21 protein-coding genes and 2 pseudogenes are annotated in these 21,916 nt (G+C 41.2%); 10 read left to right on the top strand and 13 right to left on the bottom strand.

The genetic code is table 11. The features are described from left to right. Nucleotides 1-106: 106 nt before the first annotated feature. From QUB80_RS17805 to QUB80_RS17795, 3 genes are read right to left on the bottom strand one after another with little or no spacing between them, the layout of a single operon-like run. Nucleotides 107-1,171 carry a DUF6765 family protein gene (locus QUB80_RS17805; protein WP_289790846.1) on the bottom strand — a complete coding sequence of 355 codons (1,065 nt, stop codon included), beginning with the start codon at nucleotides 1,169-1,171 and terminating at the stop codon, nucleotides 107-109. 13 nt (nucleotides 1,172-1,184) lie between these two features. Next, entirely contained in the window at nucleotides 1,185-1,307 is a 123-nt protein-coding gene (locus QUB80_RS17800; protein WP_289790845.1) for a hypothetical protein, read from the bottom strand. A 49-nt stretch (nucleotides 1,308-1,356) separates the two neighbouring features. Beyond that, nucleotides 1,357-3,681, bottom strand: coding sequence for a GMC family oxidoreductase N-terminal domain-containing protein (locus QUB80_RS17795; RefSeq protein ID WP_289790844.1), 2,325 nt, complete (start codon nucleotides 3,679-3,681; stop codon nucleotides 1,357-1,359). 1,005 nt (nucleotides 3,682-4,686) lie between these two features. Between QUB80_RS17795 and QUB80_RS17790 the strand changes: the two genes are divergently transcribed. The 5 genes from QUB80_RS17790 to QUB80_RS17770 all read left to right on the top strand — a co-directional run bounded on the left by QUB80_RS17790 (nucleotide 4,687) and on the right by QUB80_RS17770 (nucleotide 8,616). Then, a complete protein-coding gene (locus tag QUB80_RS17790; RefSeq protein WP_289790843.1) occupies nucleotides 4,687-4,977 on the top strand; it encodes a hypothetical protein in 291 nt (96 codons plus the stop codon). Nucleotides 4,978-5,050: 73 nt separating this feature from the next. After that, a complete protein-coding gene (locus tag QUB80_RS17785; RefSeq protein WP_289790842.1) occupies nucleotides 5,051-5,278 on the top strand; it encodes a hypothetical protein in 228 nt (75 codons plus the stop codon). A 488-nt stretch (nucleotides 5,279-5,766) separates the two neighbouring features. After that, complete coding sequence (locus tag QUB80_RS17780; RefSeq protein WP_289790841.1) at nucleotides 5,767-6,846, top strand: helix-turn-helix domain-containing protein; 1,080 nt, start codon at nucleotides 5,767-5,769, stop codon at nucleotides 6,844-6,846. A gap of 51 nt (nucleotides 6,847-6,897) precedes the next feature. Beyond that, complete coding sequence (locus QUB80_RS17775) at nucleotides 6,898-7,746, top strand: cupin domain-containing protein (protein WP_289790840.1); 849 nt, start codon at nucleotides 6,898-6,900, stop codon at nucleotides 7,744-7,746. Next, entirely contained in the window at nucleotides 7,747-8,616 is an 870-nt protein-coding gene (locus tag QUB80_RS17770; protein WP_289790839.1) for an aminotransferase class IV, read from the top strand. Between the two features lie 28 nt (nucleotides 8,617-8,644). Here the strand turns inward: QUB80_RS17770 and QUB80_RS17765 are convergent, their stop codons facing one another. The 4 genes from QUB80_RS17765 to QUB80_RS17750 form a co-directional block, all read right to left on the bottom strand. Continuing rightward, nucleotides 8,645-9,151, bottom strand: coding sequence for a gamma-glutamylcyclotransferase family protein (locus QUB80_RS17765; protein ID WP_289790838.1), 507 nt, complete (start codon nucleotides 9,149-9,151; stop codon nucleotides 8,645-8,647). Between the two features lie 295 nt (nucleotides 9,152-9,446). Beyond that, complete coding sequence (locus QUB80_RS17760; protein WP_289790837.1) at nucleotides 9,447-10,646, bottom strand: ABC transporter substrate-binding protein; 1,200 nt, start codon at nucleotides 10,644-10,646, stop codon at nucleotides 9,447-9,449. A 618-nt stretch (nucleotides 10,647-11,264) separates the two neighbouring features. Then, a complete protein-coding gene (locus QUB80_RS17755) occupies nucleotides 11,265-12,113 on the bottom strand; it encodes a thermonuclease family protein (protein WP_289790836.1) in 849 nt (282 codons plus the stop codon). 278 nt (nucleotides 12,114-12,391) lie between these two features. Next, entirely contained in the window at nucleotides 12,392-13,873 is a 1,482-nt protein-coding gene (locus tag QUB80_RS17750) for an amidohydrolase family protein (RefSeq protein WP_289790835.1), read from the bottom strand. Between the two features lie 397 nt (nucleotides 13,874-14,270). Here QUB80_RS17750 and QUB80_RS17745 point away from each other — a divergent pair, with 397 nt between their 5' ends. The 5 genes from QUB80_RS17745 to QUB80_RS17725 all read left to right on the top strand — a co-directional run bounded on the left by QUB80_RS17745 (nucleotide 14,271) and on the right by QUB80_RS17725 (nucleotide 16,247). Further along, nucleotides 14,271-15,152 (top strand): isocitrate lyase/PEP mutase family protein, encoded by an 882-nt coding sequence (locus QUB80_RS17745; RefSeq protein WP_289790979.1) that lies wholly within the window; start codon nucleotides 14,271-14,273, stop codon nucleotides 15,150-15,152. A gap of 109 nt (nucleotides 15,153-15,261) precedes the next feature. Continuing rightward, complete coding sequence (locus tag QUB80_RS17740; RefSeq protein ID WP_289790834.1) at nucleotides 15,262-15,576, top strand: DUF433 domain-containing protein; 315 nt, start codon at nucleotides 15,262-15,264, stop codon at nucleotides 15,574-15,576. After that, nucleotides 15,569-15,733, top strand: coding sequence for a hypothetical protein (locus tag QUB80_RS17735; protein ID WP_289790833.1), 165 nt, complete (start codon nucleotides 15,569-15,571; stop codon nucleotides 15,731-15,733). Before QUB80_RS17740 ends, QUB80_RS17735 begins: the two co-directional genes overlap by 8 nt. Then, the gene (locus QUB80_RS17730; RefSeq protein WP_289790832.1) at nucleotides 15,727-15,897 is read left to right on the top strand and encodes a hypothetical protein; all 171 of its coding nucleotides are present in this window, start codon (nucleotides 15,727-15,729) and stop codon (nucleotides 15,895-15,897) included. Before QUB80_RS17735 ends, QUB80_RS17730 begins: the two co-directional genes overlap by 7 nt. 11 nt (nucleotides 15,898-15,908) lie before the next feature. Beyond that, nucleotides 15,909-16,247, top strand: a complete 339-nt coding sequence (locus tag QUB80_RS17725) for a DUF433 domain-containing protein (protein WP_289790831.1) — start codon at nucleotides 15,909-15,911, stop codon at nucleotides 16,245-16,247. Between the two features lie 105 nt (nucleotides 16,248-16,352). Here QUB80_RS17725 and QUB80_RS17720 read toward each other — a convergent pair whose 3' ends face one another. The 6 genes and pseudogenes from QUB80_RS17720 to QUB80_RS35250 form a co-directional block, all read right to left on the bottom strand. Beyond that, the gene (locus QUB80_RS17720) at nucleotides 16,353-17,492 is read right to left on the bottom strand and encodes an iron-siderophore ABC transporter substrate-binding protein (protein ID WP_289790830.1); all 1,140 of its coding nucleotides are present in this window, start codon (nucleotides 17,490-17,492) and stop codon (nucleotides 16,353-16,355) included. Next, nucleotides 17,407-17,786 (bottom strand): annotated as a pseudogene (locus tag QUB80_RS17715) (endonuclease domain-containing protein). The gene QUB80_RS17720 and the pseudogene QUB80_RS17715 overlap by 86 nt, the downstream one beginning before the upstream one ends. Nucleotides 17,787-18,117: 331 nt before the next feature. After that, nucleotides 18,118-20,190 carry a TonB-dependent siderophore receptor gene (locus tag QUB80_RS17710; protein WP_502875306.1) on the bottom strand — a complete coding sequence of 691 codons (2,073 nt, stop codon included), beginning with the start codon at nucleotides 20,188-20,190 and terminating at the stop codon, nucleotides 18,118-18,120. Beyond that, nucleotides 20,118-20,813, bottom strand: a complete 696-nt coding sequence (locus QUB80_RS35255) for an AMIN domain-containing protein (RefSeq protein WP_502875305.1) — start codon at nucleotides 20,811-20,813, stop codon at nucleotides 20,118-20,120. Before QUB80_RS35255 ends, QUB80_RS17710 begins: the two co-directional genes overlap by 73 nt. A 109-nt stretch (nucleotides 20,814-20,922) precedes the next feature. Then, a complete protein-coding gene (locus tag QUB80_RS17705) occupies nucleotides 20,923-21,024 on the bottom strand; it encodes a helix-turn-helix domain-containing protein (protein ID WP_289790978.1) in 102 nt (33 codons plus the stop codon). Next, a pseudogene (locus tag QUB80_RS35250) lies at nucleotides 21,010-21,785 on the bottom strand (helix-turn-helix transcriptional regulator); the annotation flags it as partial. The pseudogene QUB80_RS35250 and the gene QUB80_RS17705, both read right to left, overlap by 15 nt. Nucleotides 21,786-21,916 lie beyond the last annotated feature (131 nt).

Genomic DNA, 21,916 nt, shown 5'->3' with positions numbered 1-21,916 from the left:
GTAGTTGGGCAAAATTAAATTCATTCGTGGAGACAGGGAACGGGGAAGGGGGTTGGGGGAACTAGGAACTAATGACTCTTGACAAATGACTAATGACTAACCACTATCAAGCAACGCAGATGCCATATTTGGGTAATAAGTCGTGGCTGATGTAGAAGTGATGTGCCTGCAAAGCGTCGTGAAATAATTTCCAATCACTGGCTAAAAAGGTGGGATGATAGGAAAATACTTCGTTTCCCCGGTCAATACTTTCTTCAGTACCAAGGGCTAGAAATTTCCATGAATTTTTGCCTTTGGGGATATAAGTAACTACTTCCTTACCAAAACTAAACTTACCCTCAGCGATCGCCTGCAACCACTTTTGGTGTCTTAAGCTACCGCTATTTCCCGTAATATTTTTTAGCAAAAGAGCGATCGCAGTCCGATCCGGTTCTGGCAATCCTGGGACAGTGGCATTGGGATCGCCTGCTATATACCGTTGCATAGCTTTACACATACAATCGGCCGCTTCTAAAAAGTCTTTGGGATTGTCTCTGATAATTTTTTCGCCCCGTCCGTTAGTGTAGCCCCAGCGTAAAAAAGGCTTGTCAGGATGGCTGAGAACTGCTCCATGTCCCAGAGGTAAAGCTTCGCTAACAAAATAATTTGTCAGGCGATCCATGAGACTGCGATCGGGTTTGCCATATTCGTCCACTAAGTTTCTCGCTTCGTTAACTCGATGGTTAACACCAGCAAAACCTTGATGCGCCCATGTATCAACATAGACGTGCATTGTGATACCAAGGCGATGGAGAGCATAGGGAGTGTCTTGACGGAGAATACACTCTCTGACCATTTCTTGAGCAACATAGCTATTGGGACGACAAATTAGCTTGTCAATAAATTTACCTGGAGGCTCTTCTGTTGCAGGTAGCCCTCCGTTCCCTGGCAGAAAATGAAAGGGAATCCAGACGAGGTTATTTGCCAGTTCCTGAAAGTTGCGGTAGTCGAGCATTTTGTGGGCGGAACTGATGCGGCTAAATAATGCCCCATTATCAAAACGGATCACCCCGGCATTAGTGGCATCATCTACGTATTGAGCGCAATAAGCGATGATACTAGCCGCTTTATGTTCAAATCCAGCTAGTCGCGCGGCGACGTAAGTAACACCATGATGAAAGTCAATTTGCATGTTTAGTCATTGGTTATTTGTCATTGGTCATAGGATAGTGGTTAGTAGGGGCGGGTTTTGCCGATGATTTTTCGGTTGAAACAGACAATTTATCTTCTAAACCCGCCCGTACACTAGTTAGTTGTTCTCTCCTCATCTCCTTGTCCCTTGTCCTCTTTCCCCGTGTCTCCTACTCGCCTTATCGCTCAGACGTAGACTTCAGATAGCGTGCCAACAAAGAAGCGACTGAAGCGATCGAGGGCTTGTGTTTGTTGCCAGCGATTTTCAGCATTTGTGACTTTGATTGTGGTCATTTGCTTAATAAAGTCTGTGGGATGGATTTTGAGAATGCCCTTACCAAAGACGGGACTGTTGCTACTGTCACCTGCATAAATAGTGATGTAAAGAGTGGTGGTATCAGACCATACATCGAAGCCCGGATCGTCGTGAATTTCTTTAAAGCCCTCAAAGTAGTAGATTTGTCCCGTTTCCGCAGTCATCTGCATCCGGTAACGCATTTGTCGTGTCTTGGGCTGGTCTTTTTCTGGTATAAATAGATTGAACTCGCCGTTGGTAACTGTGAGTGGATCTGTAGAAATCACAGGCGCTGTTACCGTACCAACTATCTTGGCTGGGTGATTGGGATCGTTAAGCAGCACTTCCAAATCGTCGCAAATTACGGTTAGGGTAAATTGTAGGGGTGTGCCGTCTTTTTTACCTTGCTGTGATGCCTTTTGATAGTCGTCTTTAATTTGCGTTGTAAAGAAGCCACGCATGGTTTCGGTGAACTGAATGCCTAGTTTGCCTGGGGCAGACGGGGTTACTGGCACTGAAGGCAAGTCGTAGTTGATTGTCCAACCCCTATCTTTGGCAATGAGGGTACAGCAGCGCTCGGCTATAGCAGAAATTGTCAGTAGTGGATTTACTCCCAGTGTACGAGGAATTACTGAGCCGTCAGCAATATACAGGTTTTTGTAGACATCTGTGCCTTGCTGTGTAGCAAAAACTTGTCCTTTGTGGTTAACTACACCATGTTCGGCGTCCTCTGCCATGATACAGCCACCTAAAGGATGGACGGTAATTAGATCGTGTCCAAAAACATTAGTCCAGATAGGGTTGGGAATTTGCGTACCGCCTAAAGGGCGAGTTGCTTCTTCTAGGCGATTGTTCACTCTTTGAAAGATGGGTTGTTTGCCGACGCCTTGCCATTTGATATGAAGACGATCGCTTTCCAAATACATACGTCCAGCGGCATCATCATGAGTCATGACTAGGTAAGTCTGGGTATTGCGGACTGCACCTGTGTAAGCACCTTGAGCTAAACTTTGTGCTTCTCTGAGTTTTTCTTTAATGCGATCGCCTATACCACAGTCAGTGTCTTTGCCTAGTATTTGGGCAGCCGCAGCAAAGGTTTGCGGTAGGATGGGAGCCAGCCCTCCGGGAATTGAGCCTTCTTCGATCACCATACCATTATCTAGTACAGGTTGCTCGCGCATATCAATAATACCTGTAATGCAAGGGCCGACAGGTTCTTGTTGCCCTGGGAGACGTTCGCCAAAACCAACGCCGTTAATTGTTTGCTCGGTGTTGTAACCAAATGCCAGTACATCACCATTGCCAGTAAAGTTATGTCCTACTTTTTCGGATAAGGACAAACCGGCTGCTTGAGAGCGCAACAAAATTTCTGTAGATCCCAAAGTTCCCGCCGCTAAAATCACAATATCGGCACTGACAAACATTGTTGGAGCGTCAAACTTTTCTTGCCCGGCATTCTGCAATTGGTAGTGAACCAACCAGCGATCGCCTTCCCGTTCTAGATATCGCACGCTTACCTGCGTATAAATCTCCGCTCCGTGATTCTTGGCATCGGGTAAATAATTCATCAATACAGTATTTTTTGCCTGATGATTGCAACCAGATACGCAGTCACCGCAGAGATTACAAGATTTTTGCTCTACACCTACGTGATTGACTTTATCTTCAAAAGTAACATTGATGGGTGGTCGATAAAACTTTTCATTTAAGTATTTAGAGGATTTTTCCAACGCCTGTAATTTTCGTAGCTGCGGCAAATTTTCTGGATAGGGAGTCGGTTTGAGCATCTCTTCCGCACGACGATATCCTTCCATTAAGAGAGTATCTAAATCATCACGCAATCCTTTTGGCCAACGGAGATCTTGAAAAACACGAGGTTCAGCTCGTAAAGATACGTTAGCGTTAACTAACGATGTTCCACCCAAACCACAACCAACAAATACATTAATATCCTTATCTATATGAAAATCGTACAAACCCGTGCGTGAACCAACATGCTTACCACCAGGTAAATCTAGTTGCATTTCTGCTAAGGCTTCTTTGGTGTTGTTAGGGTATTCACCGGGCTTAAATTCTTTTCCCCGTTCTAGTACGCATACCTGTTGTCCGGCACGAGATAGGCGCGATGCAGCGATCGCGCCCCCATATCCAGAACCTATAACAACTACTGTATAGTGATTTTTAATGTTCTCAATCGGACTTGATAAGCGAACCATGCTATCTTTTCCTTGAAATAATAAAAATTAGCTAATGCACCCCAGCCAATGCAGAACAAATAATAAAGACTATCAAACCAAATCTGAGATATTGAGATATCGCCGGGTTAATTGTGTACTTCAACAACAAAAGAAGTAATTCTGTAAAATTTACAAATTTTGATATTTTCAAGTGATTGCATCCAGGTTGATGCAAAGCTGTATTAAACAAAGAATAACAATAGAAGACAACACGGCTTGATTATTTTCTCTGTAACCTCTTAGTAGCTAAATTGACTTAATTTCATCATTATTAGTCCTCACCTACAAGTAAAATGATTACTCCAAAAGTTGGACTGGTGATACAAATACTAAATTCTTCAAAGAATTAGATTTAGGCTAATCGCAGGTTTAATTATAATTTCGAGAGCTAGTATAGCTGTAAGCAATTATACAGGTGTAAATTTTAACTATTTTTTACGAAAGTAGTGACATTATCAGCATAGGCTAGTGTATTCAGGGAAAATCCCTGATTTGGATTAGAGCGTATGCTGTTCTTATAGTCTTAGTGCATAGCATATCTGTAAGTCTTTGTTTTTTATCGCCTACTCGCTCCTGAATCTTGAACAGATGGAGGCTGAGGGAATAGAAAGCCAAGGAGTGTTCTAAATATATAGTTCCCCGACTTATTTGAAAAATCGGGGAAATTATTTTATGAGAATTTTCCTCTGAGTTTTATGAATAATTTGACCAAAGTTCAGAAATAAAGTTCAGAAAAAATAAATTCTTTTTTCAAAAATATTTTTGTTTGTATTTCATTTAATGATGAGTATTATGAATTGACATATATATGTAACTTATATCTAATATATAAATAACATACAAAAATTCAATGATTTGCATAACCAATATTATAGTAGGCATCTACAAGCAAAAAACAGTCAAGTTTTGATGAATAATCAATATCTAATCAGTGACAGTTAAATAACTATCAATTTAATTGGTATCAGAAGATGAGGTAGCAAAATGAAAATTATCTTTCATGTCATTATCAAAGTTTTTCCCAATTATAGTAATCGCCGTGGTGGTAAATTTGTCAACGGAGTTGCTACTATAATTAGCGCCCTCGCTAGCTTACTAATTACAAGCTATCAGGTGGATTTCATTCCTTACCATCTAGAAAATATCCACTTAAATGACCAAAAAAATCCTACCTGCCCATTAGTACAAACAATACCTACTGTGTTTTTTAATTTAAAATCACGCCACTTGCTACAACACGGGTTCCCCGTGCCACACAGTGGCTCCAAAATCTAAAATCTTAAATTGGTATTACAAGTGTGGATGAGGAGTTTCAAGTTAATTAACTATCTATTTTAAGTACAAAACAATGAAAACCAATCAGGACAGTCGTCTATTTCGGTTCGCTTTTAACTCTCTCAAATACTTTTTATTAGCATTAATAGGACTGGCGATCGCCTATGTTATCTCAGCCTGTTTTGGCGCATTAAATCTTGCTGTTATGCTACTGCCGATAGTCATAGATTTTGTTGTGCGATTGGGCATTATCCTATTTTGTGCGATCGCAATCACCATCATCATTGAATCTGTGCGCTAAATACAGTAAAGTCCCGCCATTATTTTCTTGGATTAGGCACGTAGAAATTTGACCAAAATATCTCATAATTCTTGCTGTATGCCTTTGGCTGACTAATTCTCAACCAAAGGCTGCTTAATCACAGCTGAAATTGTTTACAACAGAACAGGTTTGAAAACTTAGATCTTGTACCTCGCCCCTCAAACGCCTGGTAAAGTACCCTACGCAAAGCGTCTACTGGGCGTCTACCAGGCTTATAGTTCAAGTCTGTTAAATCTGACTGAAAACCTTACTCAGTCTACTTTAGTAGACTTTAGCTTCTCGCGGTGAAATTTATTTCTTGGCGGTTGAGAGCTTAAACGCAAGATATTTAAAAAAGTTAAGAAAAAATAACCTATGCTAAATATAAAACTAAGTATTTGTAGTGATTACTGTCAGGGCTTCTTTTTAGTAGCACATTGGCAAAGTATAAATTTTTTACTTTCTTGACTTCAAGAAACTCATAGATTATGGAGATTGAAGAAGCATTACGGTTTATAGATGAATTGCTTACACCAATAGAAGAGCGTCTATCTGAGCCTCAAAGGATAGTCTTTGTAGCTGCTTGGCATGGGCAGAAATATGGGGAGTTTGTGGTTCCTGGTTACGCTCCTGGATACATAGAGCGAACAGTTGCTCCCGAACTGTGGAATCTGCTGACAAGGATAATAGGAGAAAAAGTTACCAAAAAGAATCTACGAAGTGTAATAGAGCAGACATGGTTGCAGCATTCACAGCCAGAAGGCAATCAAACGCAAGAAGATTCTAACTTGACAGATAATTACTCTGAAGAAGATGCGATCGCCCCAGGGTTTGATTTTTGTCCAGCCCACATTTTATTTCATCAACATTATCAAGAAACCTTCACAATTGAATCTTCAAGTAATTCAGACCTTTGCTATATTTTCATAAACACCAGGCACTTCAAAAATTGTAAAGCTAGGCTTTTAAGAACTATCTTGCAATATAAATCGGATGAACTTTTCAGCGAATCTGTTCAAGAAGCCGTTGTTTGGTCTTTGCTTGGCAACGCCGAATTACTAGTCACATTTAGAGCTACGGAGAGTATAATCAATAGTTTTAATCAGTCTCTGCACGAAGAACTTTCTGGAATATTAGATGAGCCTCATGATGGTAGCCACTATGGTATTTTTTTGATTAAAATCAGTGATGAATATTCACGAATTCATACTCACGCATCTTTTCCATCACAAGAAGATATTTTTCAGCCAGGAAAACGTCTTTATCAAAAAGAGTTTCCCTATGAAGAGCTTCGTAGTGTAAAAGCCTTTATTAAGTTACGTTTTGTTGGAGATGGTACAATCAGCGACAGATTAATTGCCAATATTAGTACACATATTCGAGAATTTAAAGATGTTTTAGAAGGTTATTCTGTTTCTATTGATAGACGATATATAATTATCGAAGTTCATATGCCTTGTGGTCGTCTATTTCGCCTAAATCAATTATCAAAACTTCTGGAAAACGTTTTAAATAATAATCTTCTTAAGGAGACTTATCTTGCCTATGACCTAAATTACCACATTTAGCATAGATAAATTATAGTAGATGTTGGATTATAAGTAAAATCAAGAAAAATCATGAAAAATCAACATTTATTCAAACCCAAGATTGTTAAATTCGATGCAATAAAATCATCAGCAGATTCTGTTTCCATATCTCAGTTACCTGCTCTTGGCGATCGCAAGTTTATAACCATACAACTGCAAGCTAATACATTGCTTGAAAAGGCAATAGGATGGACAGATGAACAAGTTGCGAAAACAGCAATATTACTACTTGTACTTGATGGCTCGCTTGTGACCCCAGAAATAAAATTAGAGCGAGGTTCACTGGCTAGTCTATCTAAAATTAATCAAGTATTTGCTAGTCAAGAAGGATGCACGTTAGCATTAATTACTTGGTCATTAAAAGATTCAACAATTCCAGAGCACATATCATACCACTGTCCGCAGTTAGTGTGGTATGACAAGTATGAAGCTTGGGTAGGAAAATTAAATTTTGAAGTATACGGTAGTGACTTTCTCTTTCCTTGGAATGGATACGCAATTAATATACCACCAGAAGAAAATCAACAAGAAAAAAAAGCGTGTTTACATATACATCAAAGACTAAAAAACTTAATTTTTATTCAAGGTTCATCAGCAGCTACGGTAGGTTACTTAGTTGTTGAAGATGATGGACGTTATATTGCTTGGCCTCTGCGCAGTGGCGATATTATTCTTGTGCAACCAGGTGTTAAGCATAATTTGGTATCAGCTAGTAATGGTCAACCTTTACAGTTTTTTGTCTTTAATGACACTCCTTCAGATTATCAAGAACCAAAGACATCTGATTATCATGTTTTAGACTGCATTCCTTGGCATAAAGTTACAATTGCATCACGCCCTCATTTGGAATCCCTTATGGCAAATGTAGGAGTCGTTTAGATGCTATTTGAGGCTACACAAATTGCTTGGTATAATGGGCGTTTAGTTGAGCGCGAACAAGCTGCACCATCCATTGCTAGCCACTCTCTTCATTTAGGCATTGGAGTTTTTGATGGAATGATGGCTTATTGGAATCGCGATCGCTACTACGTTCACCAAATTGATGCACATTTAGAACGTTTTCGCATCGGTTCCCAAAAAATGGATCTAGGATTTCCTTGGTCTTGTCATCAGTTAAAACTAGGTATAGAGGAACTTTTAAGTCAGCTTCCCCCAGCTGATTACTATATTCGACCAATTGTCTACCGTTCATGTCCTCAAATCAATGTCACAGGAAGCGATCGCATGGCTGTTGATGTGGCAATTTTTGGGGTTATTGCTCCACGTGATCTTGACACACCTCTTTCTTGCCACATTTCCCCCTATGAACGCGTATCCAGCCTTGCAATTCCCGTCACTTGGAAAATCTGTGGTTCTTACGTCAACAGTTACCTAGCCCGACGTGCAGCAGAGAAAGCTGGATTTAATGATGGTATTATGCTGGATCAAAAAGGTCGAATTACAGAAGCATCGGCTGCAAATCTTTTTCTGTTGAATCAAGAAACAATTGTCACACCTGCGCTCACTCCAGAAATTTTCCCTGGAATAACGCGATTCACCTTGCTTGATATTGCTAAGTCTTTAGGCATAGAAGTAGTAGAGCGTGATGTATATCCTGAGGAATTGGAAAATTTTGAGGGAGCTTTTTTAGCTTCTACTTTAATGGAATTAAAACCATTAGAAAGGATAGATTGGTATAAATATAATTCCTCAAGTCATCCTTTATATCGTTTCCTTTTAAAAGAATTTAGAGAAATCACACATCAATAACTTTATTAATTTTTTTGTTAAAGCTTAATTATTTTATATGTAAAAATGTACCCAATTTTTGAATAGCTTGAATGTAATCTGAGGGCAAACCACAAACCGAAGCTCCATTAATAATATGTTCTAAATAGTCAACTGTCGGTAGTAATCCCTCTGTAATCCATTGAGGTTGAGCAACATAAGTATAAGCCTCAATTCTAGAGGTATTATCTAAGTTTACTTTGACTTCAACACGTTTATAAAGTATGGGATGCCCTTCATATTTATCTAACTCAAATAAATCTATTTCGTCAAGTTGAATAATAATTCCTCTGACTTGTCGTGTAGGATGGGGAACTATATTTGCTCCTACTCTCTGTTGTTCTGCAAACATATTAAAACGCAATTCATATCCTGACAAGGAAGCAAGCTGATAGCTACCATCCCAGTTCCGAATCCGCGATTGCAAACGCATTGGATTTAGATTTGAACCATACGAAAAGACATTATGTAATTTTTTCTTTGTAACTTTTTGTTCACCTTTATGAATTGATTGCATATTCATATTTCAACAACCAGCAAGTATATATTTTGTCAAAAGTAGAAATATTTTGCATACTCAGTAGGTAGACATAATTAAATGTAAGATTAGAGTTTTATTCATAGTAAGCGATTTATCACTCTTAATAGAGGTTTTGAGGGCTAGAGCCGCAGACTACGAACTTTAATTTAATTTAGTCATTCTACTTAGAATCTGCAATAAATATTGTACGACCATTTATATTTCTAGAATTGCTACAAATAATACTTATTAATTTTATTTTTGTAAAAAAATATATTTACACAATGAACTGCTATTTAAATGCCTGAAGATTTTCAGGAGTTATCTGCTCAACAACCTCAATACTTCCATCACCCGCAACAGTCCAGATATCATAGTTACCAGTGACATCTCCTTGAGAGTCAAAATCAACATTACTCCCAGCTCCTTCATAATTAATCTTCTTACCTTGTCGAATCAGATCTAATGCTTGACAAACATCACTAACTTTTTCTCCAGGAGGGTTAGTAACTGTTCGTATATGTTCTTTAATAGTTTCCCCAGAGGTAGATTTAGCTGATTCTGCTGCTAAAACTAAAGCAGCCGTAGCATCCCAAGTATTAGGATCGTATATACTTGGTTCTTGACCATTGTATGCTTTTTTATAAATCTCTCTAAATTTTGAAAATGCTGGACCTTTTGCACTAGGTGCTGTACCAGTAATATTAGCAGTCGGCAAAATTAATTTTCCATCATTACTTTTTCCTACTATTTGAGATAGATTAGCATCCTTCAATCCATCAGATAAAATTAGTGGAGTTTTTACTAACAATCCACGTTCATAAATCGAACGTAATACGAGGCTGCCTGTTTGAGAATAATCTATCAAAAGTACAGCATCTGGATTTTCTTGAAAGGAATTTAATACTTCTGTGTCAAATGTAATTGCATTGGGTGGATAGAAAGCAATATTATTTTTATTGATTATCTGTCCGCCTAAAGCTTCAAAAGCTGGTATAAAAGCATTAACTAAGCCTCTCCCATAATCATTATTAACAGCCAAAATAGAAACTTTTTGATATCCTTTTTTTTGAGCTATTTTAGCAATTACTGGGCCTTGAAAAGTATCAGGAGGAGCAGTACGGAACCAAAAGCCTTTGAAATCTCCTTTCTTGGCTCGTTCTGTAAAGCTAGGGCTAGTACTAGAAGGAGAAATCATCACGATTTGATTCTTCACAGCAATATTTACTGCCGCCGCAGATGTGGCACTTCCAGCGCCTCCTACCACACCAGAAACTTTATCTAAATAAGCTAGTTTAGACATAGCTTCAGCCCCTACTTGTGGTTTTGATTGATCATCAACCGAGATGAGAGTGACTGGTTTCCCCATGACTCCACCACAAGCATTAACAGTTTTGATTAATAGATTGGCAGTTTTTTGCATAGGTATACCATATGCAGAAATTTCTCCTGTCAAAGGTAAAAGTGTACCTAGTTTGAGTGAATTACTCACAGATGAATTAGCTCTGAATTCACAAGAAGTACTTAGTAGTAGTAGCACAAATAGACTAAAGCGAATGTGGAAAAGTCTCATTCTCTTAGCGTGCATATATTTACTAAAATATTTGTTAAATTTTGCCTGGTGTTTCACCAGGTGTGAAATGCATTATTTCTGTTCCATTTCAATATCGCTTAAAACTAACTAGCAATCAATTCATAAACTTCATCATATTTATGTCTGAATATCAGGAATACCTCAGACTGTGCGATCGCTCTTGCTGCTATTTAGATCCCCGACTTTTTTGAAAAAGCCGGGGATCTATAACCTCTCACCAAAAGACGACGGGGAAGCCCGTTCCTTTAAGGGGCGCTCAGAATCGTCGTCCGTCGTCTTGGGGCAAGGGGCATTCATGCATTGGCCAATGCCCAATTCCCAATTCCCGATGCCCGCGAAATCCCCCCGACTGAAGTCTGGGGGATGAGCTTAAAATTTGCGTGGCAAACTAGTATTCATCTCACGTTACAGACTGAGCATTACCTTGGATATCTGCCCCGTCTGATTTGAAACGTCGCAGCCTTGAGCAGCGATTTCTATAGCCCCTAGCGTTCTGCAAGCCGTGGTAAACACTGCCTATGCAAAGATAGAGGAGGTAGCGATACTAGCAGCCAGACGTTCTAAGCGAACATCCGACTCAAACACCATTTCCTCAGGTTTGTACAGCATTTTTATATTGTTTCCGTCTACTTCCAGTGCAGTAGAAAACTTAATCCAACGTTGATCGGGAATGGTAAAAAGCCGATCTTTTCCTCTCGATAACTCTCGAACAAACGCCTCAATTCCTTTATTGCGGTTAGAGCGACGTTGATAAAACGATTGCAGCCGCCGCCACAGTTTTGGAAATATCGGTGGTAACGCTGAGAGATCGGGAGGGATATTTACTTCAAATCCTTCCGTTGAGCGATCACCAGCCCAAGTTTCTCGATTTGCTGCTCGTGCTTCCTTAGTTGCAGCCACCATCTCATCGCGCAACTCTTTATAAAGAGTTTCATAAAACATCGGGTAGACATAACCCTCTTGGAGCAACTTGTAGTTGACACTTTGACGCAGCAAGTCAGCTTGAAGTTCATCCCCTCTTGCCGTATTGTCCCAATCTGGTGGAGCGCCAGTAAAGACAAAGCAAACAGGGCGCCCATTGCCATCAGCATGGCTGGATAAAATATATCCAGGTAATCCGGATTGCTCACCCCCAAGTAACTCGATATTCCGTTTAGTCGCGTTTGAGGAAAAGGGTTGAATCGCTGCTTTTTCAAGAGCATCGATACCTTCGTAGCGTAGCTGAACTTGTCCACCACTCTTGAATTCAATTCGCCCTTCTAACTTATCAAACAATGTATCATTCTCTGCCTGAAACCGAACTGAATCTCCATCAGGAACCCCGCTGGTTGGTTCAAAAGTCCCTCGAATCAGCAAAAACGGCATAATCTTGTCCTTAGTGTTGAAAAGTTTAATAGATCAACTAGGGATACAATCACGACGTATGTAATTTAGTGCAACATTGACTCACATATCTTAATATTTCCATAAATCCTTAGCCTGGAATTTCCGGAGCAAATATATCTATATAGACTCAATAACCCATCATCGCTACGGATTGTAATTACTGAGTAAAAATTCTGTAGCCATGTAGATGATGGATGCCTGCAAGCGATCGCTAATTATGAAGATTATCCCAAAACGGTTATTACCTAGACTTAAATTTATACCCTGCGGATATTTCTTTTCAAATACTGTCCAATTGGTGAACCAACTACCTCTGTTTTGTCGTAGATTAAATGACCGCGCAAAAATGTATGCTTGACTCTACCAGTTAACTCAGCACCTTCAAAAGGTGTATATCCTTGTTGAGACTGAGATTCACTAGCACGCACCACAAAGCTTTCATTTGGATCTAAAAGCACCAAGTCAGCATCATAGCCAACAGCAATATCGCCTTTCTCAAAAAGTCCAAAGCGCTGGGCAGGATTCCAAGACAATAATTCTGCCATGTGATTGTAACTCATACCGCGCTTGCTACCTTCGCTGAAGACACCCGAAAGCAAGTATTCTGTACCACCAAATCCAGATTTTGCTAGCCAAATATTATTCGGTTCTAAAGCACTTCTTTTTTGTTCTGCCGAACAACAAGCGTGATCGCTGACAATCCAATCAACCTGGCGATTCAGCACTGCTTGCCATAAGAATTCTACATCAGCGCGGGGACGAATCGGCGGATTCACCTTTGCCCAGGTGCCATTGGGAGTATCCACATCTAAAAGCAAATGCCCGACGGTTACTTCCCGGCGAAAGTTGATGTGAGGAAAAGCCACCTGCATAGTTAAAGCTGCTTCCATCGCTTTGCGAGAACTCAGGTGCAGCAAATTGATGTTGGCACAATTTGTTTCGTGTGCCAAATAAGAAGCAATGCAGATTGCCAAGCCTTCAGAATGAGGCGGGCGGGCTGCACTGTAAGCGTGCAAGCCAGTGAGAGTATTTTGTTGCTGAACAATTTTGGTGTAAGCGTTAAGAATTTCCGCAACTTCACAATGCAAACTCAAGCTAATGCTGTCTCGCTTATCTGGGTGTTTCTCCATCAAGCCAGTCAAACTACGCATGATGAATTCAAAATGTGCAAAGTCGTAGCGCTCTTCTTTATTAATCATCAAAAACAAGTTTTGTTTCTCTGACAATCCATGCAGCCCGTAACCACCATAGAACATGAAGATTTTGAACGAGGAAATACCATATTCTTCAAAGAGCATAGCCATCTCATCAATATGCTGGCTAGCAATAGGTGCAATGTGATAGCTGTAATCAACATAAAAATTATCTTTAGATAAAGTTAGAACCTCTGGGAAAAAATCTCCATAGGAACCACCTTTGTTCAAGTAATACTGACCTGTGCGAATGTAATTTAAGCTAGTGGTAACACCTCCCATTGCTGCTGCTTTACTTTCGCTCACTGCATCCTGTGCTAGAGGTTGGTAAATACCAATGTGCATATGAGCATCGACAATGCCAGGAAAACCCAATAAATTCTTAGCATCAAAGACTTCTTTGGTTTGTTCTGGACTGATTTGAGGTGCTATTTGGGCAAACTTGCCATTTTTAATGCCAATATCGAGTGTTTCAATATAATTTTGGTTGGGACGCACTACTCGAACATTTTTTATGACTTTATCTAGTAGAGAATTTTCAGACATAATGCACCTCAATTAACAGTAAAGCAGAAATAATTTTTATCTGTAACGAACCACAAAGTATACAACGAGATTATTTCATGAATCATTTAGGGTTGTTATAGATGCTGATGAGATTATTTCATTTATAAACATAATAAAAATAATTTATTTTTATTACAAATAAGTTGAAACTTATTGCAAAATCTAAAGTTTAAATTCTCAGAGATGATATCAATACTGATAATATTATTTCTACAAGCTGATACCCTTGTGAAGCGATCGCCTGCTCTGGCGATTTGATTACTTTTAACAATAAGCGTCAAACTGTTGAAATCTTGATTCCCAAAGTTATAGTTTGCAAAGCACTCCCATGTTATGCTGAGTCAGCAAACTTTAGATGCCGTCAAGCTTTGAGTATATGCCATCAGGCGTTGAGCAAACTTCTGGACAAAAACTGCGACAGTTGCTTGCACGTCCGGAAATTCTTGTGATTCCTGGAGTTTACGACTGTCTGGGAGCCAAGCTAGTGGAACAATTGGGCTTTGATGTTGTTGCTACCAGTGGCTTTGGTATAGCTGCTTCCACACTTGGTTTACCAGATTATGGTTTTCTGACTGTCACAGAAATGCTATACACTGTCGGGCGAATTGCTCAGTCAGTAAGCATTCCGTTGATTGCCGATTTAGATACTGGCTATGGCAATGCTTTGAACGTAATGCGTACCGTCAAAGATGCCGTACAGTTAGGTGTAGCAGGAGTGATTTTAGAAGATCAAGAATGGCCGAAAAAATGCGGTCATTTCGAGGGGAAACGAGTCATTTCGATGGCAGAACACGCAGGAAAAATTCGGGCGGCAGTACAGGCAAGGGGTGATAGCGGTTTGGTGATTATTGCCCGTACTGATGCTCGTGCCCAATTAGGTTTAGAGGAAGCAATTCGGCGTGGCAGTACATACATAGAAGCTGGGGCAGATGCACTATTTGTGGAAGCACCCCAATCTGTTGAGGAACTACAAGCAATAGCCTCTGCTTTCCCAAATGTGCCACTGATTGCAAACATTGTTGAAGGTGGCAAAACTCCTCAGATTTCTGCTTCCGAGTTACAGCAGTTGGGTTTTAAGATAGTATTTTTTCCAGTCACTGCTGTTTTAGCAGTAACGCAGACTATGACTGCTTGCTTGCGGCACATTAAAGAACAGGGAACTACAGCTAATTTACAAGATTTGGTTAAGTTTAAAGATTTTCAACAACTGATGGGTGTTCCCAAATATCTGCAAATGGAGAAGCAGTTTGGTGGTTAGGAATTGGTTATGTGGGCGATCGCAAGGAATGATTTTGCTTGCCGTTGCGGAGGTTGACTATTAGTTACTTAAAATTGAGATAAGGCATAAACTGAGCCGCAATAGCGAGATGAAAAATAATTTGCACCAATACATTGAGATCGTGGATGGAGTCCGCAGTGGTAAACCCTGTATCACTGGAACGAGAATCACTGTGGCAGATGTGGCGATGATGTATCTCCGCATGGGTCAGTCTTTGGAAGAGATTGCAGGGAAGTATCAATTGCCTTTGGCGGCGGTGTACATGGCAATGGCGTTTTATTTCGAGCATCGGCAAGAAATTGACAGACGAACGATGGAAGCAGAAGCGTTGGCTGAGGCAGAAAGAATCAAGCAGCCTTCTTTGCTGCAAGAAAAATTGAGTGCAGCTAGGGACTATGTTTGAGCGCATTCGTTTCCATTTAGATGAAAATGTAGATCCTGCGATCGCATTGGGGCTGAGACAAGTTGGCATTGATGTGACGACCTCTCAAGAAGCGAAACTTTTATCTAGAAGTGATCTGGCTCAGTTAGTGCTAAGGCTGAATCCCGTGTTTTGGTAACCCATGATGATTTTCTGATTCTCAGTAGCCAAGGCAGTGAACATTGTGGAATCGTCTATTGTCAGAAAGATACAAAATCCATTGGCTATTTGATTCGGATGCTGATTTTGCTGTATGAGGTGGTGACGGTAGAGGAGTTGAAGAATCGCGTAGAATATTTGTAAAGGCTTGCTTCATGCAACTAGAAGACTACTTCAGTGTGTTGGCACCGGATGATATCCGGCTAAAAGGAACACGGATTGGTATTGAGACGATTTTATACGAGTACATCTATCGCTGCAAAACACCAGAAGAAAAAATCGCCGAGCAATTTCATACGGTGACACTCGAACAGGTTTACGCCACCATCTTGTATTACTTGCATCACCGCTCACAGGTTAATGCGTATCTGGCAGATTGGCTAGAGTTTTCTCGAACCATACGTGAAGAACAAGAGCGAAATCCTTCACCTGCCAGAATAAGATTTCGGCAAATGCGAGAAGAACAGGCACTCAAGCAGTTACAGAAAAGCTAATGGCGATTCGGTATCTGTTGGATGAACATCTTAGTCCGGTGTATCGTACCCAACTAGTGCGACGCAATCCTGAAATAGATTAATAATGTATGTTTAGGTATCGGTTTAAGGAGTATTAACTAAGTATTTATATAAGTCATCAATCACGGCATTAGCAGCAGGCGGATCTTGCCATGCTATCCATGACCACCAATCAACGAGATAAACTTGCCCTTTTTGAACAGCCTTGAGTTTTTTCCAAAGGGGTTTGTGTTTTAACCTTTCATAAGCTTCTTTATTTACACTAAAAACCGGCAAAAATAAAATATCACCATCTAACACATCAAGTCTTTCGTGGGAGAGTTCATGACTATAACCACGAGATACAACGACATTTTGTGCTGGTGGTCGTTGCAGCCCTAGTTCATTGAGGATAGAGCCGATGAATGAGTTTTTAACAGCAACAATACTGTAAGAATTAAGAACAATAGCCACAGAAACAGTTTGATTTTTATAGCGATTGCCTAAGACTACTTTTAATTCCTCAACTCGCTGATTATACTGATTCATTACTTCCTGCGCTACTGCTTCTTTTCCTAACACCTCAGCGATAAATCTAAATTTATCTTTCCACTTAGGTTCTTTCCAATTAGGCATATCAAAAGGAACCACAACTGTAGGTGCAATTTGAGAAAGCAAAGGGTATATTTTTTTAGTAGGTTCCCAAACCAAAATTAAATCAGGCTTAAGTAGTAAGATTTTCTCTATATTAGGGTTAAGCACCAATCCTACTTGCTGAACCTCTTTTATCTCTTCTCCCAGGTGAGCTTGTTCTGTTGGATAGTTTGCATTCAAATCAATTAGTATAACACTACTAGCAATGGGTTTAATACCCAAAGTAAACGCATTACTTAGCAAGCTGGTGTCAGAAAGGACGATGACCCGCTTAGGGTGATTGGGAACACAGGTTTCCCCCATCAGGTGTTCCACGACTCGACAAGGAGTTGAGGGTGATTTAATACTCAGCATTACGGTATGCTCAATCGCCGTGCTGCTACAGGCTGAGGCGATCCCAATTGTAAGTAGTGCTAGTAATAGTTGTTGCTTTACCCCCCTCAGTCCCCCCTTATAAAGGGGGGAAGAAGTTGACTCCAATTCCCTCCCCTTTGCAAGGGGAGGGTTAGGGTGGGGTCGATCCTCGCAATTGACGAATCGTCTGAGCGATCGCCTCCACCACTTCATCCAATTGTTGATATACCTGTTCATTGGTAAACCTCACCACCCAATTCCCTTCGCTTCCAAAAATAGTTGTCGTTCTTTGTCATATTCAATTGCGTCAGGTTGAAAGTGACTATCCCCATCAATTTCAATCGCTAATTTGAGTTCAGGTACATAGAAATCAACTACAAATGCACCGATACTGTATTGTCTGCGAAATTTACAATTTTCAACTTGTCGTCCTCTGAGCTTTGCCCAAATTTTGGTTTCGGCTGGAGTTAAGTTATTACGGAGATTACGCCGTTTTTCCAGTTCGGAGGTTTTGTTGTAGAGTTTGGTCATTAGTTGTTGGCATGGGTTTATTTCTGTTTATTATTCCCTGTTGTGTATTGACTAATCTCTACCCCCCTTAATCCCCCCTTGGAAAGGGGGGAAACCGGAAAATCCAGTTCCCTCCCCTTGGAAAGGGGAAGGTTAGGGTGGGGTAATTCGAGGGCTGGTAGCGATTCGATAACTTGTGTGTACACCGTAGCCTTAAAAAGGGGGGAAACCGGAGTTCCGGCTCCCTCCCCTTCACAAGGGGAGGGTTAGGGTGGAGTAAACAAGAGACTGGTTATGATTCGATAACTTGTGTACACACCGTAGCTTTTGCAAGGGGAGGGTTGGGGTGGGGTCAAAACTGCCACGAAATCGTACCCTGCACTGTGAACGGCTCACCACGATTAACCAGCAATATACCAAAGGCACTTTCAAAATAATCGACATCGAATAGATTTCTAAAATTAAGGGCAGCACGGAAGCGTTCTCTCCTGTAAAAAATTGCTGCATCCGTCCGCAGATAACTTGGGAGTTCCAGGCTATTGTCTAAATCCACTTGCCGCTCTCCTACATAAAATAATCCCAAACCAAAGCCTAACCCTTGTAAATTACCTTCTTGGAGTTCATAGGTTGTCCACAGATTCAAGGCATTTTCTGGGACGTTACGCAACCGATTGCCTACAGGAAGTGTATTGTCTTGGGTAATCCTGGCATCGGTGTAGGCATAGCCTGCAATAATGTTCCATCCTGGCAAGATTTCACCTTGAACACTCAGTTCAACGCCTCGGCTACACTGCTCCCCAGTCTGAATCGAAAAGCCGGATGGTACACCGGGTCTAGTATCATCCGTTGTGACATTGGAGCGGGTCAGGTCATAAAAGGCAAGGGTCGTTGAAAATCGGTCATTCAAATCAGCCTTGACTCCCACTTCATACTGAGTACCACGTTCTGGTTGAAATACATCATCCTCAAAACTACGTCCAGTAACTGGTCTAAATGAGCGACTGTAGCTGGCATAAAGAGAAATCGGTTCAATCGGCTGATAAACAATGCCTGCACGCGGACTGAAGGCATTCCCCGATTGACTGGTTCTAGTATCTCTCAGAAAATCTCGATCAGTTTGCTCAAACAGATCAAACCGTCCGCCCAACAAAAACTTGAGATTAGGAGCCAGTGTCACTTGGTCTTGAATATAAATTCCTAAAGTGTCTGTTAAGCTTGAATTAATACCAACAAGATTGAAAGATTCAGCAGCAGGCTCTATATACACAGGGTTGAACAAGTCGAATGAGCCAGGAGCTAAAGAAGTATTGCCGCTAAAGTCATACCGCCCCAAATCAACACCGACGGCTATTTGATGTTGAATTGAACCTGTTAAAAATTTCCCAGTCAAATTAACATTTAAGTCGTAGAATTCCTCCCTTTCTTCAAGGTCAATAAATATGCCGTTTAACGTTCGATTGTCAGCAGCCAGACTAGTAGCTTGAAATAAGAACTTCCCATCTGCGTAAGCAAAGTCACGATATCTCGTTTGAAACGCATTTTGTAACGACCAGTTATCGCTGAACTGATACTCTAGGCGATATCCTATTCTGCCTGTTTGAGTAGTTAGAAAAAAGTCAGGATCTGCAAACTGACGATCGCGGGGAATGCGACCATTGGGGTTAGGCAGTACTGTACCGACTGCTGGCACACCTACAAAATTGGAATCATTTATCTCCGTGTACCCGCCTTCTAAGATTAAACGGGTTCGTTCTCCAATTGCTACGCTTACGACGGGGGCAATAGTGAATTGATCCCGCTCATAAAAATCTATAAAACTACCTCTGTCCAGGTAGGAGGTAATCAGTCGGTACAAAACCGTTCTGGAATCGTTTAAGGGTCCAGATAAATCAATAGCGCCCCGATATAAGTCATAACTGCCAATAGTGGCATCAACAGCATAGAAGGGGTCGCGCAGTGGTTGTTTCGTCACCAGGTTAATGGTTCCACCTGGATTACCTGCCCCGTAAAGCACGGAAGCCGGACCTTTGAGCACTTCAATTCTTTCGAGATCGGGGGTAGTTTCCGGAGCTAGCTGTCCAGCCTCTCTCAACCCATTCCTGAGAATGAAGTTGTTGGCAAAGTTAAAGTCAGGAAAGCCTCGAACAATCAAGTTGGCACCTGCACTTTGTGAAGGATTGAATGGAGCTACCCCAGGAACGTTTCTTAGGGCTTCATTGTAAGCGGTAACATTTTGATCGCGTAGCACCTCTTGGGGTACAACTTGAATCGATTGGGGAATGTCGCGCAGGGGGGTGTCGGTTCGTGTCCCCACAGATGTATTCGGTACGCGATAACTATCTTGCTCTCCCGTCACCACCAACTCAATCGGCTCATCCTGCTGCGCTGCTGGTGTCTCACTCGCTGGCTGTTCTTCGGTTGGCAACCCCTCCCTCTGTCCTCCCCTTGGTAAGGGGAGGGAAGGGTGGGGTTTTGTGTCGCCTTTGTCGTAGATGCTACCGCAAAAACCAGCCCTGCATCATCATCAAATAACTCAACTGTGGGTAATGCTGCAACACCTACCACAGTCACCCGCACAGTATTTGCATCAATATTCGTAACCGTTATTTCCGTAATTCCCTCGACTGGTTTTTCCGAACGAAATGTGAACGCCTCACCACTGGGTAAACGCAGTTGAGCATTGGGAATATCTGCAATAAAGTTATTCTCAGCACTGCGATTTGTAATTTGCAGTTGTTCACCAAGGGTAGTCTCTAAAATCACTTCCACCCCTTTATCCGTGGGATTTGCTTTCACTCCCGTGATGGTGACAATACTTCCCTGTTGAGCTACCGTGTATGCGCAAGAATTACCCCCCTTAATCCCCCCTTGCAAAGGGGGGAAACTATTCCCTCCCCTTTGCAAGGGGAGGGTTAGGGTGGGGTGAAATTTAGGACATATCTCAACAGGTTTTTCCTGTGCCGATACCGATGAAACTGCAAAAATACTCAAACATCCCGAAAGACTGATTAAAAAAGATAGACGAACAGATAAACACCAACCCCTCATAGTTCCTCACACAGCAATCAAATCTTTTGTTGCTAATTATTTTTGATAGCAATAAGGTGTAGTGTAGAAAAGTTGACTGCAGCGTGTCTATCCAAAAAATGCCATTTATCTAGCCGAAAAATGCTTTTTCCCCTGCCAAGTATTGGCTGGGTGTGATACCATACCGTCGTTTGAAGGCTGCTGCAAAATGACTTAGGTGGCTATACCCCACTAGATTTGCACCTCTGACACTTTACGATCGCCTTGACGCAACAACCTTTGTGCATTCTCTAACCGTTGCTGTGTCAGATAGCCCACCACCGTTGTGTTAAAAAGTTCGGTAAAACCTCTCTGAAGAGTGCGAACACTAACTCCCACCTGCTGTGCTAGTTCACACAGAGATGGCGGATGCTCAAGTTGTGTTGTCAAAATTTCTTTAGCGTGGTAAATGCGGGCGATAGTGTCAGGTTTAAACCCAGGTAAGTCATAAATTGGCTGTTGCTCTACCGAAATCAAATCTAGGTACATTGCTATTATTTCAAACACCTTCGCCTGAAAATACATCCGCTTTGCTGCACCGCGATAGGGTGGATTCCACATTTGTTGAGCAAGCGATCGCATTGCTAGAGTTACGGTGGGATAAAATGAGAGTTTCCAGTCTTCCCCTTTGAACAGCAATTTCTGGACATCAGAACTGTACTGCCCATCCTCCAGAAAAACCGATTCTATCAGTTGTGGTTCAATTTCCACATTTACGCAAGTTAAACGCTCTCCAGCACGATTTTTACAAATGTAAGAGGGCGAAATCCCGCTACCCGAAAAATAACTGCGTGTTCCACCCATAACATGAGGATGAACATTCTCAAAATAAAGGCAGCCTGATAGGAAAATCGTGAATTGAATCGGATGGTTGTGGACAGGTGTTTTCACTATCAAGTCCTGATGACATTCGTAATCTGAGAAAGACAACCATACCCCAGGCGATAGCTTCATACTGCAAGAGTAGCCCCGACCCAAGATTTCCGGCACTCCCTCAAGCCTCTCAAAGCTATCAAGTACGAGATTTTCAAACTGGGGTTCAGGAGCCTGTTGGTGCAGTTCGTCAAGGTCTGATTGGCTGAGGA

Source organism: Chlorogloeopsis sp. ULAP01, from assembly GCF_030381805.1.
GTDB lineage: Bacteria > Cyanobacteriota > Cyanobacteriia > Cyanobacteriales > Nostocaceae > Chlorogloeopsis.
Note: the sequence above shows the minus strand (reverse complement) of the source record. Positions and strands in the feature narration are given on the sequence as shown.